Here is a 16,196-nt window from a genome sequence, read left to right on the forward strand (position 1 = left end):
GTTATGCCGGGCTGGAACAGTTCAGAATGCGCTTAAGCGATGTTCAATTGCTGAATTTTTTTCTCGCGGCGAATTTTGCGCTCTTCAAACACGGCGACGATGGCCATCAGCACGATACAGCCGATTGCGGCGGCATCCAGGGCAGCGAACGTGCCGGCCCAACCGGTGAGACCGAAGATTGGCGTCCCGTCGGCAATCATCCCCAGGCCCAGCTTGGCGAAGCTGTCGCCGATCAGGTAAGCGAAGGTGCCTTTGATGCCGTCGGCCGCGCCGATAGCTTTCTTAGGCACGAAGCCGACTGCCGCCACGCCGATCAGCAGCTGCGGGCCAAAGACCAGGAAACCAAGGGCAAACAGCGAAGCCAGGTAAACGTACTGATTACTGGCATGCTGGTACACGCCCAGCGTGGCGATGATCAATGCCAGCGCTACGCAGGCCACCAGCGCACGACGGCCATTCGCAAGGTCAGACAGCCAGCCCCACAGCAGCGTGCCAACCAGCGCGCCCACTTCAAACAGGGTGAAGCCCTGAATCGCCACTTCTTTGGAGAGTTTCAGCTCCTGGAAAGCATACACGGTGGACCACTGGTCGATACCGATACGCACCACGTACAGGAAGATGTTGGAGAAGCACAGCAGCCAGATCACTTTGTTTTTCAGCACGTATTCAACAAAGATCTGCCATTTGGTCATCGAATTGTCTTCGGCTTCTTTGTCTTCTTCGCTGACCTCTTCGCCAAACAGCTCTTCGGCGGTGCCGAGGCCGTAGGACTCAGGGGAATCGCTGCCGTAGCGCAGGGCAATAAAACCGACAATCAGGGCAATAACGGACGGGAAGATAAACATCCCGATAACGTGGCCGTTAAACAGGTAGTTAGCGCCAAACAGGGCCACACCGGCCGCGCCAGCGCCGCCGAGGTTGTGGGAGATGTTCCACATGCCCAGGTAGCTGCCGCGCTTGCGGCGTGGCGTCCACTTGGTGATGGTCGAGTAGCTGCACGACCCGCCGGTGCTCTGGAAGAAACCGCTCAGAGCGTAGAAAGCAATCATCAGGAACAGGCTAACCGAGCCTGCGCCCATGCTGGCGCTGAAGCCGAGCATACAGATGGCGGAAAGGATCAGCATAAACGGCAGGAACTGCTTGGTGTTCTTCCCGTCTGCGTAATAAGAAACCAGGGTCTTGCCCACGCCGTAGGTAATGGAGAAACCGAGGCCGATCATCCCCAGCTGTGTCATGCTCAGCCCGTAGGTGGAGATCATGTCGTTCTGGGCGATGTTAAAGTTTTTGCGGATCAGGTACATCGTCAGGTAGCCAATAAACACTACCAGATACGACTGCATGAACGGTTTGAACCACATTTTTCGCCGCACTTCGAGCGGCAGATCCAGGGTGGGCTTACGCACCTGGTTTAGAAAGGCCAGCATGGATGACTCCTGATTTGAATACCTGCTTAATGGCAGGCATTGTAAAAATCAGCGAGCAAACTGGCCTGAGACAGCGTCCAGGCCGAACCGGGAAAATTTCTTAGTTTTGCCCTTTATGGCGCAAAAGGGTGAGGAGTATCACGCTTCGTTAGCCTCGCGCGGGGCCTGGGCATTCAAGAACGGCAGCAGTAGCAAAGCCGATATCCCGGCGGCAATCGCGATCACGGCAAAGAAGCCGCTCCAGTGCCAGATGTCGATCACCCGCGCCAGCGGCCAGCCGGAAAGCGAGGCGCCAAGATAGGCAAACAGCCCGACAAACCCCGTCGCCGCGCCCGCCGCCTCTTTGTGCGAACATTCTGCCGCCGCCATGCCGATCAGCATCTGCGGCCCAAACACGAAGAAGCCGGTGGTAAAGAAACAGGCCGCCTGCATCACGTAGCTGGCAAAGGGCATCAGCCATAGCGAGCCCACGGAAAGCAGAATGCCTGCCGCGAAGATCAGGTTCATCGGGCCACGGTTGCCGTTGAACAGCTTGTCCGAGCCCCAGCCCGCCACCAGGGCACCGATAAACCCGCCCAGCTCAAACATGGTCACCGCCGAGTTCGCGGTAACCAGCCCGACCCCCAGCGTTTCGGACATGTAAAGATTACCCCAGTCGTTGATCGCCGCCCGCACCACATACACCAGCACGTAGCACAGCGAGAGCAGCCAGATGTAAGGGTTAACCAGCACATACTTGTAGAGGATTTCTTTGCGCGTCAGCCCCGCGCCTTCCTGCTGCTGGGCGATTTCCAGGGCGTCATGCTGCCAGTCACCCACCGCAGGCAAGCCCACGGTTTGCGGCCTGTCGCGTAGCCGCCAGCAGAGGAATAACCCGGCGATAATCGCCAGGCCACCGGCGATCATCATCCCGACACGCCAGCCGTACTGCAGCGCCGCAGCACCCATGATGATCGGGATTAACGCCCCGCCCACGTTGTGCGCCGTGTTCCAGACGGCCCACCAGCCGCCGCGCTCGCTGCGGGAATACCACGCCGTCAACAGCCGGGCGCAAACCGGCGATCCCCAGCCCTGGAAAAAGGCGTTCAGCGCCCACAGCAGCGCAAACGCCCAAAGCGAGGTCGAGAAGCCAAACAGAATATTCACAATGCCGGTAGCTATCAGCCCAATGCCCATAAAGTAACGGGCATTGGAAAAGTCACTGACAATCCCGGAGAAGAACTTCGACAGGCCGTAGGTGATGTAAAACAGCGTCGCCAGCAGGCCGATATCGGTGCGCTCCATCACGCCGGTGGCGAGGATTTCTGGCGCGGCGGCGTTAAAGCTTTTGCGGGTAAAGTAAAACAGCGCGTAGCCGAGCCAGATAGTGATCAGGATATGACGACGCCAGTAGCGGTAGCGGGCATCAATCTCACTTTTGTCGCTAAGCGGCGCGGCGCTTGCCGGGACTTTTAAAAAACTGAACATGCTCGCCCCTCAGGCATAACGTAATGGCAGGCTAACGCTGACGCGCGTGCCGTGAGTGCAGGAAATAGCGAACGTCCCGCCCAGCGCCGTCACGCGCTCACGCATGCCGGTAAGCCCAAAGCCCTGCTGCCCGGACCCCGGCGGCAAACCGCTGCCGTCGTCTTCGATCACCAGCATCAGCCGCTCGTCCTGCTGCCAGCCCTGGAGCGTTACCGCGCTGGCGCTAGCGTGCTTCACGATGTTATTGAGCCCTTCCTGACAAACGCGGAACAGGGTCACGCGCTGCCCCTCGCTAAGCAGAGGCTCATCGATTCGCCAGTTGATATGGCCGACGATGCCGCGACTTTCCAGCTCCATTTCGCGCATCAGGGAACGAATCGCCTGCTCGAGCGATAAATCATCCAGCTGGCGCGGGCGTAAGCGCCCCAGCAGACGACGAACGGAGTCATAAACCCCCAGCGAAAGCTGTTCAATATGCGCGCCGCTGCGCTTAACGCCCTCACTTTCTGGCGCCAGCCGCTGCACGATCCCGGCCTGGGTACGGATCGCCGTGATGGTTTGCCCAATGTCGTCATGCAGCTCCCGCGCCACTTCCCGCCGCACGCTTTCTTCGGTTTCCAGCAGGCGTTCGGCCAGGCGGCGATTTCGCGCCAGCTCGGTTTGCAAAGACTGGTTCAGTTCACGCAGGCGCTGGATCCCTGCGCCCAGCAATAACCCGGTCAGGCTTTGAGCCAGCAATGAAAGCAGAAGATCCACCGGATGATCGTGCCAGGTCTGGCTGGCAATCAGCGCGATGGCGTTCATCAGGGTGGCGATCAGTGCTCCCTGCCAGCCGTAGTGCCAGGCCAGGGCGATAATCGGCAGCGCCAGGCAGAACGGCGTAAAACGGGAGAGTTCGGCGGGTAACCCCAACTGCAGCCAGAGGCTGACGGCAAACAGCAGTAAATACCAAATCAGATGCCGCCCGCGCCAGTTAACCGGCTGGGAAACCAGCGCCGGGCCAAGAGGTTGCCAGACGGTGCTGGTCAGATAGTGCCAGAGTACCAGGCAGGTCGGCGCCAGCGTTAACCCACCGGTCAGGGTCAGCAGCAGCGCATTCAGGGCATCGCTGCCCTGGTTCAGCCACGGTAGCGACTGCAGCAAAGCGGCCGCGATAAGCGCCCCGCCCTGGCGCAGCAGAGTCCGCCAGTCACGCTGATGACGATAACGAGAAATGAGCGCCACCGGCAGGACGGTGAGCACTCCGCCCAGCATTAACAGCGGCAGATGCGCCAGCGCCACTTCCTGCGCGAGCCAGAAAAGCATCAGCCACTCCGCGCCCAGCAGAACCGGCCAGTAGCCGCGCGGGCACTGCAGCATCAGCCCTAAACGCAATCCAAAGGGAAATAACAGCACCGCCAGCTCAGGCCGCTCCACCAGATGCAGGCTGATGCTCCACAGGCAAAACCAGCCGGCGGAAAAGATAAAGAAACTGGCGATAACGGCAATCAGCCGCGAGAAGAAAGGTCGCATTACCAACCGTCAAACAGGCGTCGCGCCAGCGCCACATCGTTGCTGACGTCGAGCTTTTCCATCAGGTTGGCGCGGTGCACGTGCACCGTTTTTGGCGAAAGTCCCAGCTCGGTGGCAATCTCTTTCACCGCCATGCCCTGCGCCAGCTTTTCAGCCACCTGCCGCTCGCGCTTCGTCAACGGATCCTGCCGCCCGGCGGCCAGCTTCATGGCAATGTCCGGCGTCAGGTAGCACCCGCCCGTCGCCACCGTGCGCACGGCGGCAATCAGTTCGTCGGGGCTGCAGCGTTTGGATAAAAAGCCGCGCGCGCCAGCGTTTAGCGCCTGCTCCACCAGCGCGGGGCTGTCGTGCACCGACAGCATGACGATCGCCATTCCTTTTGGTAACTGGCTTAACAGCTCCAGCCCGGAAATGTCCGGCATTGAAATATCGCAGATACACACCTGCACGCCCTGCCCCGGCAGCCCGGCCAGCGCCTCGCGTCCGGAGCCGAACTCGGCCACGACCTGAAAATCCGCCTCCAGCCCAAGAAGTTGGGCAAAGCCGGAGCGGACGATAAGGTGGTCGTCGATAAGGGCGATAGCGGTCATGATGCTTTCCAGGAAGGTAAAAAAACGCGCTTACCTTAGCGATAAGCACGTAGCTGTTCAAGCCTTAAGCGATTTCGATCGCTATCGCTACGGGTTATTCCTGCGCAACCGACAGGCGAATGATCCCGGCCGCGCGGGCTGGAGGCAGCTGCAGAACGTTGCGCCACAGCTCCTGAACCTGGTTACAGACCAGTCCCTCTTTGCCCACCGCTTTATGCGGGTCCGACATAAGCTGGAGGTCGTTCCCGTAGCGCTTAGTCAACTGCTGCACGATGGGCTGAATGTCTTTTCGGGCCTGATCGCGCTCGGCGTCAGTTACGCTATGTTTGTCCGCGCCGTAGGCGGAGCGCATCATCGCCGCATCTACCTGCATGCGGCGCATCGTCACATCCTTAGGCAGTATTTTCGTGGAGTTGATGCCGCCCTTCACGTCCGGGAACAGGAAGCGGAAACAGGCGTCGTCACTGGATTTTTGCACCATCGCCGTTTGCTGCATGTTCACCTGCATAAACGCCACGACGTTGTCGTCCGTCGCGCTTTGCAGGCGCTTGGTCTCCACGGCGAGGATCTGCGGCTGGATGGTGTCGATCACTTCCTGCTCGGTTTTCCCCTGCTGGTGCATCTCTACCGCCTGCTGGCGAATGGACATCCACAGCGCGGGTTCCTGCTCTTTCAGCACCTGGTAAACCGGCATCCGGGCCATCGCGTCATCCAGCCCGGCCAGTTCCTGCCCGGCCCGATCGCGAGGGATAAGGTATTTTACGTCAAAGATGTTCCACGCCATGATAGCAACCAGTGCAATAGCCACCGCGCCCGCTTTACCGACCCAGCCCTTCTTGCGGAAAACCGCTACCACCGCGGCGATTGCAGCCCCGACATAGCCTGCAATAATGACGTGGGTCCAGTTCATGGTACATCCTTCTACTCTGCGGCGGGCACGCCGCTATGGAAACGAAACTCGTCGTCATGGCTTTGGATAAGCTCTGCCTCAACCTTGCCAAAGAAACGCACGCGCTCACTGATATCGCCCCCGGCAATCTGCTCCGCCAGGGTTAAATAATCCTGATAATGACGCGCCTCAGAACGCAGCAGCGACAGGTAAAAACGCTGTAATTCATCATCCAGGTGCGGCGCCAGCGCGGCAAATCGTTCACAGGATCGCGCTTCAATGTAGGCGCCGCAGATAAGTTTATCGACCAGCATCAGCGGTTCATGAGTGCGAGTTTCACTCAGTAAACCTTTAGCGTAGCGGCTGGCGGTGATTTTGGCGTACGGGATGTTACGGGCAATCATAATTTCCCGCACCTGCCAAAAATGGTGCAGCTCTTCTTTGATCAGCAGCACCATGCTGTCGATAAGCTGCTGCCCCCAGCCGTTCGCCGTTTTCGGCATGATGCTTTTGCTCAGCCCTTTGTGGAGCGAGAGAAAATCGGGTTCCTCGCCGTCGCGGAAGGTAAAGGCTTCATAAGGCTGCAGCCAGGCCAACAGCGCCTGGGAACTCTCTTTATCGGCAACGTATTTGCGGATGAGCAGCATCGCGGTTTGCGCGGCTTTCAGCTCGCACACCATGTGGTCGGTTAGCAGCAGCGGCAGATTTTCCGGGCGACGTGCCCTTTGAATCCACGCCTCGGGCGTCGGGCACTGCAGGAATTGGGTAATCGGGGAGAGGAGTTGCTGGTAGTCCATGAGGATATCCTGATGCGCAGCGGCTGAACGCCGCTGCACCGCTTACTTTTCGTAAAGGACAGCATAATCACTGCCCACACTTTTGTCAGTAAGCCCGGCAACAAAGAGCGTGCTGCACTATTTCACGGCTAGCCCTGAAACCGCGTGGGTTAGCTGCTCAGCGCGACCATAGTTGAGTTCAGCCATGCAAGACAGCCGCCTGATTTCACGCGCATTGCCTGCCGCACCTCCGCTGAGCGAAGCCGCAAGCTGGCATTGACCGTTGCGGTAATGAATGAACCGTTGATTTGATGTCTCGAGCGCTGCGCTAGCTTTCTCGATATAGCGCTGGTCTTCATCCCATTCGGCGATTCTGGTGGCGGCGGATTTGCTGGCTTTTTCCAAAACTTGCTCACTCTCTTTCGACTGCTTAATCAGACAGTCACGCATCCCCGCCTCAGCATATTCACTACACGCTTCTCGCAGGGCCGTGGCATCCTTAACTGGCTGAGGATCGTCAGCCAGCGCCAGCATCGGCAGACAAGCGGCGATAACCAGGCAAGCTTTCAGTGTCATTTGCATAAAGCGCTCTTCCCTTTTTTAATCAGTGATAATGCGTAATCGAGTTTTCTGGAATAGTTAGGATCGCCGCCGCCGTTATAGCGAAGAGCGATCGTCGTGGTAGAAATGCTCCGCCATCCGGAAATCACTCTGCGAGCGTTTGCCTTCTGGCACTTGAGCGTCTGACCTGCACGGAGAATCTTGACCTGTGGATTAAGCTTTTGCAGCAGTTCCAGAGTGCTTCCCTGCGCTTTCGCTATTTTTGCCAGGCTGTCACCGGGTTTCACGGTGACGTCATAAATTTTGCTGTCAACAGTGAGTATCGTTCGGTGCTCGAATTGCGCCATACGCATCAGCAGATAGCCGATGCCCGCACGCAGGTTATTTAACGGCGTGGTTCTGATCGTGGCGACGGTTAACTGTTTTTTCCACGCGTCAGGCAGGATGAGCTCACCGCCTTCCTTACCGGACAGGAAAGATGTCATCCCAGGATCGCCCTTAACACCGATTTGCATCGGTCGGAAATGCCAGTCAGAGCTCAGGGCTCCCGTTTCGACCCAGACCATCGCTTTAATCAGATGCCAGTCCAAAGTCCTGTAGCCTGGCGTAGAGGAGAGATGGCGATTGTATCCATCGACTACCCGCTGGATGTCACAATCCCAGGCATTCCACCGCGTATCGCCGGGGGCCTTATTAATACCGTCCTGCCACTTTTCAAAACCTGTTCTGGGCGTTTTTTGTGCCGGGGGCGAGGAGGGAGTAAGACTGGAAGCTGTCATATTACACATCCTGTGCTGACTGATAATTGAAATGGCGAGACTTTAGTCTCATTTGCGCATTTTTAATACAAGATGACGATGCTAAGGCAGAATAGGTGGCCTGAAAATCATTTATTTAAGAAGAAAGGAAAAAAGAGAATTTTGCCCGATCGGGTAAGAATGACACATGCCAGGCGCAGCGGCTGAACGCCGCTGCGCCGCTTACTTTTAGTGACGAACGCCGTCGTCGTCTTCGTCCTGATATTCGTCGCCGTCTTCTTCACCCTCTTCGCCGTTCGGGTCTTCGAAGTAGGTGCCCCAGCCGTCGTATTCCACACCGAATTTCTCGGCCAGGTTCAGCAGTTGCTCAACCTGGGCACCGATCAGCTCAGCGTTCAGCGCGCATTCGCTCAGGATATCGCAGCAGATGACGGTATCACCCTCTTCCACTTCCAGCTCTTCCGGGTCAGTCACTTCATAACCGAGCTTGAACGCTTCAACGGCCGCTTTCTCCAGCGTTTCGAAATCATCCGCAGAAAGGTGGTGTTCGATGGTGTACAGCGCGTCCGGGTCGCTCCCGTCGTCCAGCAGTTCTTCAATGATTAAACGTGTTTCTTCGCGCTGTTCTTCCAGCTGTTCTGGATTTGCCATGGCCCTTTCCTCAAATGTGTCGGCAGATACTCTCATTTTCACACACGCCGGGGTTTGCCTCCACCTTTCACCGCAAAGTTTTAACACACGGGGTTGCAATTGAATATTCATACATATAAATTGAATTTTAATTCAATTAAGGCTTGCGCCCTGCGAGGAAAAAATGAGTCACTTCTATCAGAAAAACTTTCTTAAGCTGCTCGATTTTACCCCTGCTCAACTGAACGAATTGCTGACCCTGTCCGCCAAGCTGAAAAGTGACAAGAAAAAAGGAACAGAGATTCAGCACCTTACTGGTAAAAACATTGCGCTCATCTTCGAAAAAGATTCGACTCGTACTCGTTGCTCTTTCGAAGTTGCCGCTTACGACCAGGGCGCCCGCGTCACTTATCTCGGCCCAAGCGGCAGTCAGATCGGGCATAAAGAATCAATTAAAGATACCGCTCGCGTGCTGGGGCGCATTTATGACGGCATCCAGTACCGCGGCTACGGCCAGGATATCGTCGAAACCCTTGCCAGCTATGCGGGCGTGCCGGTGTGGAACGGCCTGACCAACGAATATCACCCGACCCAGCTGCTGGCGGATTTGCTCACCATGCAGGAACACCTGCCGGGCAAAAACCTGAATGAGATGACGCTGGTGTACGCCGGGGACGCGCGCAACAACATGGGGAACTCCATGCTGGAAGCTGCCGCGCTGACCGGGCTAGATTTGCGCCTGGTGGCGCCTAAAGCCTGCTGGCCGGATGAAAAGCTGGTCGCCGAATGCAAAGCCATGGCCGAAAAGACTGGCGGAAAAATCACGTTAACCGAAGACGTTGCCGCGGGCGTTAAAGGGGCGGATTTCATCTATACCGACGTCTGGGTGTCGATGGGCGAAGCCAAAGAGAAGTGGGCCGAGCGAATCACCCTGCTGCGCCCTTATCAGGTCAACAGCGCCATGCTGGCGTTAACCGGCAACCCGCAGGTCAAATTCCTGCACTGCCTGCCGGCGTTTCACGACGATCAAACCACGCTGGGTAAACAAATGGCGCTGGAGTTCGATCTGCACGGCGGCATGGAAGTCACCGATGAAGTTTTTGAATCCTCCCACAGCGTGGTGTTCGACCAGGCTGAGAACCGGATGCACACCATCAAGGCCGTGATGGTCGCCACGCTGGCAAACTAGTTTCTTCGCTCCCAGGGCTTCTCCTGGCCCCTCGGCGGCTTTCCGCCCGAGGGGTTTTCTTTTCTCCCGCCTGGTTATTACTAAAAATGTTGCGCGTCTGATGCACGCCCAGCATTTTTTATGCACTAAAAGGACATAACCTCATCTCCCTCTCTTTTTATGCCCCACACAACAGTCTGTTTTCATTAAGATAAAAAGAATAAATCCGCTGCGCTCACAGTTTGCATGCACTGCATTAATAGCAAAATAAAAATAACTATTTTTCCGTGAACTTCTCTTCACGGCATTAAACAGATTCCATAATGAATAATCATGCAAACAGAAAATAAAAATCAATGATAATCAATACATTGCGACATTCACCCTTAGGAATAAACTTACATATTTTTAACACACCAAAATAATTAAAAACGATTTATCGTATAATTATGCATTCATCAACCTCAGTTAAATCACCGTTCTCTGACAGCCATCAATTAATAACAAAACAAATAAAAACCACCTTGAGCGCGTGATAAATCTCACATTAAATGGTTGTGAAGAAATTAATATACGCCTCGAAGAAAACTTTACAGGTTAATAAAATCGCGACGCAATATTTATTGCGCCAATGGCACGTCTATCTCCGAATTAATGCAAAGGAATAGTCATGGACAAACATTATGTCGGCTCCGAAATAGGTCAACTACGCAGCGTGATGCTGCATCGCCCAAACCTCAGCCTGAAAAGACTTACCCCTTCAAACTGTCAGGAATTGTTATTTGACGATGTGCTTTCCGTTGAGCGCGCCGGTGAAGAGCACGACGTTTTTGCCAATACGCTGCGCGGTCAGGGCGTGGAAGTTCTGCTGCTAACCGACCTGCTGACGCAAACGCTGGACGTCAGCGATGCCAAGGCCTGGCTGCTGAACACCCAGATTTCAGACTATCGGCTCGGGCCGGCATTCGCCTCGGATGTTCGCGGCTGGCTGGCTGATATGCCACATCGCGAACTCGCCCGTCGCCTTTCTGGCGGGCTGACCTATGGGGAAATTCCGACACACATTAAAAATATGGTCGTGGATATTCATGCCACAACAGACTTTATTATGAAGCCGCTCCCCAACCATTTATTCACCCGAGATACTTCCTGCTGGATTTATAACGGCGTCTCTATTAACCCAATGGCAAAAGCCGCTCGCCAGCGCGAAACAAATAACTTAAGGGCCATTTATCGCTGGCATCCGGCATTCACCGACGGGAAATTCATTAAGTATTACGGCGACGAAAATATTAATTACGATCATGCCACGCTGGAAGGCGGTGACGTATTAGTGATTGGCCGGGGTGCGGTATTAATTGGCATGTCCGAACGAACCACCCCTCAGGGCATTGAGTTCCTCGCTGAATCATTATTCAGGCATCAACAGGCAACACGCGTGATTGCCGTCGAGCTACCGAAGCACCGCTCCTGTATGCACCTCGATACCGTCATGACTCATCTCGATCTCGACACCTTCTCCGTTTACCCGGAAGTCGTCCGCAAAGACGTGCAGTGCTGGACGTTAACCCCTGACGGCCACGGCGGCATCAAACGCCAACAGGAAACCAGCCTGGTGAACGCCATCGAAAAAGCGCTGGGTATCGATCAGGTCAAGCTCATCACCACCGGCGGCGATGCTTTTGAAGCCGAGCGCGAACAGTGGAACGACGCCAACAACGTGCTAACCGTTCGCCCCGGCGTGGTCATCGGCTACGAACGCAATATCTGGACCAACGAGAAATACGACAAAGCCGGGATCACCGTCCTGCCTATTCCAGGCGATGAACTGGGCCGCGGACGTGGCGGCGCGCGTTGCATGAGTTGCCCGCTGGAACGCGACGGGATTTAAGGGAGGAAAGCATATGCAACAGAAACCCACTCTCGTAGTCGCGCTCGGCGGGAATGCCCTGCTGAAGCGTGGTGAACCGCTGGAAGCCGACCTGCAGCGTAAAAATATTGAGCTGGCGGCAAAAACTATCGCCCAGCTCACCCACGCCTGGCGCGTGGTGCTGGTGCACGGCAACGGTCCGCAGGTCGGCCTGCTGGCCCTGCAAAACAGCGCCTACCAAAACGTAAGTCCTTATCCGCTGGACGTTCTCGGCGCTGAGAGCCAGGGAATGATCGGCTACATGCTGCAGCAGGCGCTGAAAAATCATCTGCCTGACCGCGAAGTCAGCGTGCTGCTGACTCAGGTTGAAGTGGATCCGCAGGATCCGGCCTTTAGCAATCCGACCAAGTACATCGGCCCGGTGTACAGCAAGGAGCAGGCGGATGCGCTGGTACGTGACAAAGGCTGGTCGGTAAAAGCCGATGGCCAGTATTTCCGCCGCGTGGTGCCGTCCCCGCTGCCTAAACGCATCGTCGAGAGCGATGCCATTACGGCGCTAATCCAGCGTGACCACCTGGTTATTTGTAACGGCGGCGGCGGCGTGCCGGTGGTGGAGAAAGCCGATGGCTACCACGGGATTGAAGCCGTCATTGATAAGGATCTTTCCGCCGCATTGCTGGCTCGCCAGATAGAGGCCGACGCCCTGCTGATCCTCACTGACGCAGACGCCGTTTATCTCAACTGGGGCACGCCAGCGCAGCGCCCGCTCACCAGCGTGACGCCAGCCGAGCTTGAAAGCATGAGCTTCGATGCAGGCTCGATGGGGCCAAAAGTGTCCGCCTGCAGTCACTTTGTCGCCAGTTGCCACGGTATCGCCGGGATAGGTGCGCTGGAGGATGGCTCGGCAATTCTGGCCGGGGAGAAAGGCACGTTAATTCGGGAGCCGTGAAAGCCCCCTCACCCTAACCCTCTCCCCAGGGGGAGAGGGGATAAAACCGAGCCGCCTGCACTTCCTCCTCCCCTCGGGGAGAGGGGACAGGAAACGAAACAGAATCACCAGCATTTCCCCCCTCTCCCTTCCAGGGAGAGGGCCGGGGTGAGGGTAAAAAAACTTCTCATTCAAAGGATAACGAAAATGACTATCAACCTAAAAAACCGTAATTTCCTGAAACTCCTCGACTTCAAACCGGCAGAAATTCAGTACCTCATCGACCTGGCGCGTGAACTGAAGGCCGCCAAACAGGCCGGAACAGAGAAAAAAACGCTATGCGGTAAAAACATCGCGCTGATTTTCGAGAAAACCTCCACCCGTACCCGCTGCGCCTTTGAGGTTGGCGCGTTTGATCAGGGCGCGCTGGTGACCTATCTGGGGCCAAGCGGCTCGCAAATCGGCCATAAAGAATCCATGAAAGATACCGCTCGCGTGCTGGGGCGGATGTACGACGGGATTGAATACCGCGGCTATGGCCAGGACATTGTCGAAGAGCTGGGGGAATACGCTGGCGTGCCGGTGTGGAACGGGCTAACCAATGAATTTCACCCGACCCAGATCCTCGCCGACCTGATGACCATGCTGGAGCACGCTCCGGGTAAAAAACTGCAGGATCTCTCCTTCGCTTATCTCGGCGATGCCCGTAACAACATGGGCAATTCCCTGATGGTGGGCGCAGCCAAAATGGGCATGGATATTCGTCTTGTCGCGCCGAAAGCCTTCTGGCCTGAAGCGGCGCTGGTCGAGCAATGCCGCGCCATCGCCAAAGAAACCGGCGGCCGCATCATGCTGACGGACAGCGTGGAAGAAGGCGTTGCGGGCGTGGATTTCCTCTACACGGACGTTTGGGTTTCGATGGGCGAGCCTAAAGAAGCCTGGGCTGAACGCGTAAGTATCATGACGCCCTACCAGATTAACCAGAACGTCCTCAACGCGACCGGCAACCCGAACGTCAAGTTCATGCATTGCCTGCCTGCCTTCCATAACGAACACACCAAAGTCGGCAAAGAGATCGAAGAAACCTACGGCCTGAAGGGGCTGGAAGTGACCGAGGAAGTCTTTGAGTCAGCACACTCCATTGTCTTCGACGAAGCCGAAAACCGCATGCATACCATTAAAGCCGTGATGGTCGCCACGCTCGGCGCGTAACGCTGTCGGGCAGTGGGAACCCCTCGCTGCCCGTATTGCCCTTGTGCTGCTTCGCGCAGCGGGAGAAAAGGAAATGGCCGATGTTACCCATGAAGGTGCCGCAGACACCTCCACAAGCAGTGAAAGAAAACTCGGACTCAGCGCGCTGGTGGCGCTGGTTATAGGCTCCATGATTGGCGGGGGCGTTTTCAGCCTGCCGCAAAACTTTGCTTCGGTAGCGTCCCCCGGCGCATTGCTGATCGGCTGGGCCATTACCGGCGTCGGCATGCTTTGCCTGGCGTTTATTTATCAGAATCTCAGCGCTCGCTGCCCGGATCTTGACGGCGGCGTTTACAGCTATGCCCGAGCCGGGTTTGGCGACTTTATTGGCTTCCAGTCCGCCTGGGGCTACTGGTTCTCCGCCTGGCTCGGGAACGTCTCTTACGCGGTGCTGCTGTTCAGCGCCATGAGCTTTTTCATTCCGGTGTTTGGCGACGGGAATAACCTGCCGTCGATTATCGGCGCCTCCATCGTGCTTTGGTTAGTTCATGCCCTGGTACTTCGCGGGGTGCGAGAAGCCGCCTACATCAACACCATCCTCACCGTGGTCAAGGTCATCATTCTGCTGGTCTTTATTGTCGCGGTGCTGATTGCCTTTCGGATTGGCGTGTTCACGGCGGATTTCTGGGGCCGCATGATGCTGGTCGAAGGATCTCGCCCGGAAATTTTCGACCAGGTTAAAAACACCATGCTGGTAACTACCTGGGTGTTTATCGGCATTGAAGGGGCAACCGTTGTTTCTGCCCGGGCCGCAAAACGTGAGGATATCGGTAAGGCAACGGTCATTGGTCTGCTGGGCGCGCTGGCGATTTACGTGCTGGTCAGCGTGCTGTCGATGGGGATCCTCGATCAGGCGAGCCTGGCCGGGCTGAAGAATCCGTCGATGGCCGGCGTGCTGGAAAGCGTGGTCGGGGCATGGGGAGCGAAGTTCGTTGCCGGAGGCGTGATTCTGTCCGTAGCCGGCGCGCTGCTGGCCTGGACGCTGTTTGCCGCAGAATTACCGCGTGTCGCGGCAATTGACGGCATTTTCCCTAAAATTTTCGCCAAAGAGAACGCCCGTCATTCACCTTCGTTTTCACTGTGGATCACCAATGGCTTAATTCAGCTCTTCCTGATCCTTACCCTGTTCTACGCCGCCGGCTACCAGGCGCTATTCTCCATTGCCACGGCGGCCATTTTACCTCCGTACCTGTTCAGCGCAGCCTACGGACTGAAGCTGGCCTGGACCGGGGAGCGCTATGGACAGGGGGAATCACGAACCGGCGGCATCGTGCTTGGCCTGATTGCCACGGCTTACGGCTTCTGGCTTTGCTACGCCGCAGGCGATTCGATGTTGCTGAGCTCGCTGTTATTCACGCCGGGCATTCTGGTGTTCCTGTGGCAGAAAAAAACCCAGGGTCAGCCGCTGCTGAAAAGCTATGAACTGGCGATCGCCGTGGCCATTCTGGCTCTGGCCGCATGGACATTAAAACTGGTCATAAGTGGAAATTTACAGATAGCCTGACGCCATTAACGCCACGATTGTGGCGTTAAACGCTTCATCTCCATCCATTGGCAACATTTTAAAAAGATAAAATTAATAAAAATCATTTCTATCAATAAATTACGTTCATCCACCGTGCAATGAAAACGCACCGGCCATCACAGGAGTGTATAGAGATCATGAGGACATCCCGCCTCTCGTTCGAGAAAGAGCAGCGCCAGCTTGAACTGTGCCAACAGCTCATCAGCCACAAGAGTTATCACTCCCAGGAGCAACTGCGCCATGACCTGAAACAGCACGGCTTCGAAGCCATCAGTCAGTCCACCGTCTCCCGCCTGCTCAAGCTGCTGGGCGTTATCAAATTGCGCAATGCCAAAGGGCAAAAAATCTATGCTCTTAGCCCGCAGACTTTGCCCCAGCCCAACGCGGCGCGTTCGGTGGCCGAAATGGTGTTAAGCGTTGAGCACAACAGCGAATTTGTCATGGTGCATACGGTGTCAGGCTACGGCAAAGCGATAGCAAAAATTCTCGATCATCACGCCATCGCAGAGATTTTGGGCGTGGTCGCCGGCAGCAGCGTGGTCTGGATTGCGCCGCGTGAAGTGCAAAAAACGCCGCTGGTGCATCGCCGCATCATGCGTATGCTGGGACAGGCCTGAATGCACCGCAACCGATTGCAGCGCCCCTGAAAAAGTGTGATTTTAGCGCTTGCAGAGAACACCCACGCGCGTATAATGCGCCACAATTTGCCGGGAGGAAGCATGGTTTACTGTGTTCAAAAAAATGTCGCAGCTCGACGTCTGAAAGCAGACGCGGCAGGGCGTTTTTCTTCCCGTTGCACCGTCGAATGTCTAAATTCCCAAATTGCTAAGGCCCCTCGTTGAGGGGC

The 16,196-nt window shown here is 56.2% G+C and carries 15 protein-coding genes; 6 read left to right on the forward strand and 9 right to left on the reverse strand.

What is annotated here, in order from left to right; genetic code table 11:
• Nucleotides 1-32: 32 nt before the first annotated feature.
• The 9 genes from uhpT to rraB all read right to left on the reverse strand — a co-directional run bounded on the left by uhpT (nt 33) and on the right by rraB (nt 8,628).
• On the reverse strand, nt 33-1,424 hold the full coding sequence (gene uhpT / locus WFN87_RS11680) for a hexose-6-phosphate:phosphate antiporter (protein ID WP_039298084.1): 1,392 nt from the start codon (nt 1,422-1,424) through the stop codon (nt 33-35).
• A gap of 138 nt (nt 1,425-1,562) precedes the next feature.
• Complete coding sequence (locus tag WFN87_RS11685; RefSeq protein WP_039298086.1) at nt 1,563-2,891, reverse strand: MFS transporter; 1,329 nt, start codon at nt 2,889-2,891, stop codon at nt 1,563-1,565.
• A 9-nt stretch (nt 2,892-2,900) separates the two neighbouring features.
• Entirely contained in the window at nt 2,901-4,403 is a 1,503-nt protein-coding gene (gene uhpB, locus WFN87_RS11690) for a signal transduction histidine-protein kinase/phosphatase UhpB (protein ID WP_336982922.1), read from the reverse strand.
• Nucleotides 4,403-4,993 (reverse strand): transcriptional regulator UhpA, encoded by a 591-nt coding sequence (gene uhpA / locus WFN87_RS11695; protein WP_008460776.1) that lies wholly within the window; start codon nt 4,991-4,993, stop codon nt 4,403-4,405. Before uhpA ends, uhpB begins: the two co-directional genes overlap by 1 nt.
• 94 nt (nt 4,994-5,087) lie before the next feature.
• The gene (locus WFN87_RS11700; RefSeq protein ID WP_336982921.1) at nt 5,088-5,903 is read right to left on the reverse strand and encodes a topoisomerase II; all 816 of its coding nucleotides are present in this window, start codon (nt 5,901-5,903) and stop codon (nt 5,088-5,090) included.
• Between the two features lie 11 nt (nt 5,904-5,914).
• Nucleotides 5,915-6,679, reverse strand: coding sequence for a tRNA isopentenyl-2-thiomethyl-A-37 hydroxylase MiaE (miaE, locus tag WFN87_RS11705; RefSeq protein ID WP_336982920.1), 765 nt, complete (start codon nt 6,677-6,679; stop codon nt 5,915-5,917).
• Nucleotides 6,680-6,796: 117 nt separating this feature from the next.
• Nucleotides 6,797-7,240: a lysozyme inhibitor LprI family protein gene (locus tag WFN87_RS11710; RefSeq protein WP_213715477.1), complete on the reverse strand. Its 444-nt coding sequence runs from the start codon at nt 7,238-7,240 to the stop codon at nt 6,797-6,799.
• Nucleotides 7,231-7,998 (reverse strand): LysM peptidoglycan-binding domain-containing protein, encoded by a 768-nt coding sequence (locus WFN87_RS11715; protein WP_336982919.1) that lies wholly within the window; start codon nt 7,996-7,998, stop codon nt 7,231-7,233. Before WFN87_RS11715 ends, WFN87_RS11710 begins: the two co-directional genes overlap by 10 nt.
• Nucleotides 7,999-8,205: 207 nt before the next feature.
• Entirely contained in the window at nt 8,206-8,628 is a 423-nt protein-coding gene (rraB, locus tag WFN87_RS11720; protein WP_008460771.1) for a ribonuclease E inhibitor RraB, read from the reverse strand.
• 163 nt (nt 8,629-8,791) lie between these two features.
• Between rraB and argF (WFN87_RS11725) the strand changes: the two genes are divergently transcribed.
• The 6 genes from argF (WFN87_RS11725) (at nt 8,792) to WFN87_RS11750 (ending at nt 15,966) form a co-directional block, all read left to right on the forward strand.
• On the forward strand, nt 8,792-9,796 hold the full coding sequence (argF, locus tag WFN87_RS11725) for an ornithine carbamoyltransferase (protein WP_166995068.1): 1,005 nt from the start codon (nt 8,792-8,794) through the stop codon (nt 9,794-9,796).
• A gap of 649 nt (nt 9,797-10,445) precedes the next feature.
• Nucleotides 10,446-11,666 carry an arginine deiminase gene (gene arcA / locus WFN87_RS11730; protein ID WP_008460769.1) on the forward strand — a complete coding sequence of 407 codons (1,221 nt, stop codon included), beginning with the start codon at nt 10,446-10,448 and terminating at the stop codon, nt 11,664-11,666.
• 13 nt (nt 11,667-11,679) lie between these two features.
• Nucleotides 11,680-12,594 carry a carbamate kinase gene (locus WFN87_RS11735; protein WP_336982918.1) on the forward strand — a complete coding sequence of 305 codons (915 nt, stop codon included), beginning with the start codon at nt 11,680-11,682 and terminating at the stop codon, nt 12,592-12,594.
• A 186-nt stretch (nt 12,595-12,780) separates the two neighbouring features.
• Entirely contained in the window at nt 12,781-13,785 is a 1,005-nt protein-coding gene (gene argF / locus WFN87_RS11740; protein ID WP_336982917.1) for an ornithine carbamoyltransferase, read from the forward strand.
• 73 nt (nt 13,786-13,858) lie between these two features.
• The gene (gene arcD, locus WFN87_RS11745; protein WP_008454716.1) at nt 13,859-15,328 is read left to right on the forward strand and encodes an arginine-ornithine antiporter; all 1,470 of its coding nucleotides are present in this window, start codon (nt 13,859-13,861) and stop codon (nt 15,326-15,328) included.
• 158 nt (nt 15,329-15,486) lie between these two features.
• Nucleotides 15,487-15,966 carry an arginine repressor gene (locus tag WFN87_RS11750; protein ID WP_008454718.1) on the forward strand — a complete coding sequence of 160 codons (480 nt, stop codon included), beginning with the start codon at nt 15,487-15,489 and terminating at the stop codon, nt 15,964-15,966.
• Nucleotides 15,967-16,196 lie beyond the last annotated feature (230 nt).

Origin of the sequence: Cedecea sp. AS113, from assembly GCF_037152415.1 — a bacterium.
In the GTDB taxonomy this organism is placed as follows: Bacteria; Pseudomonadota; Gammaproteobacteria; order Enterobacterales; family Enterobacteriaceae; genus Cedecea.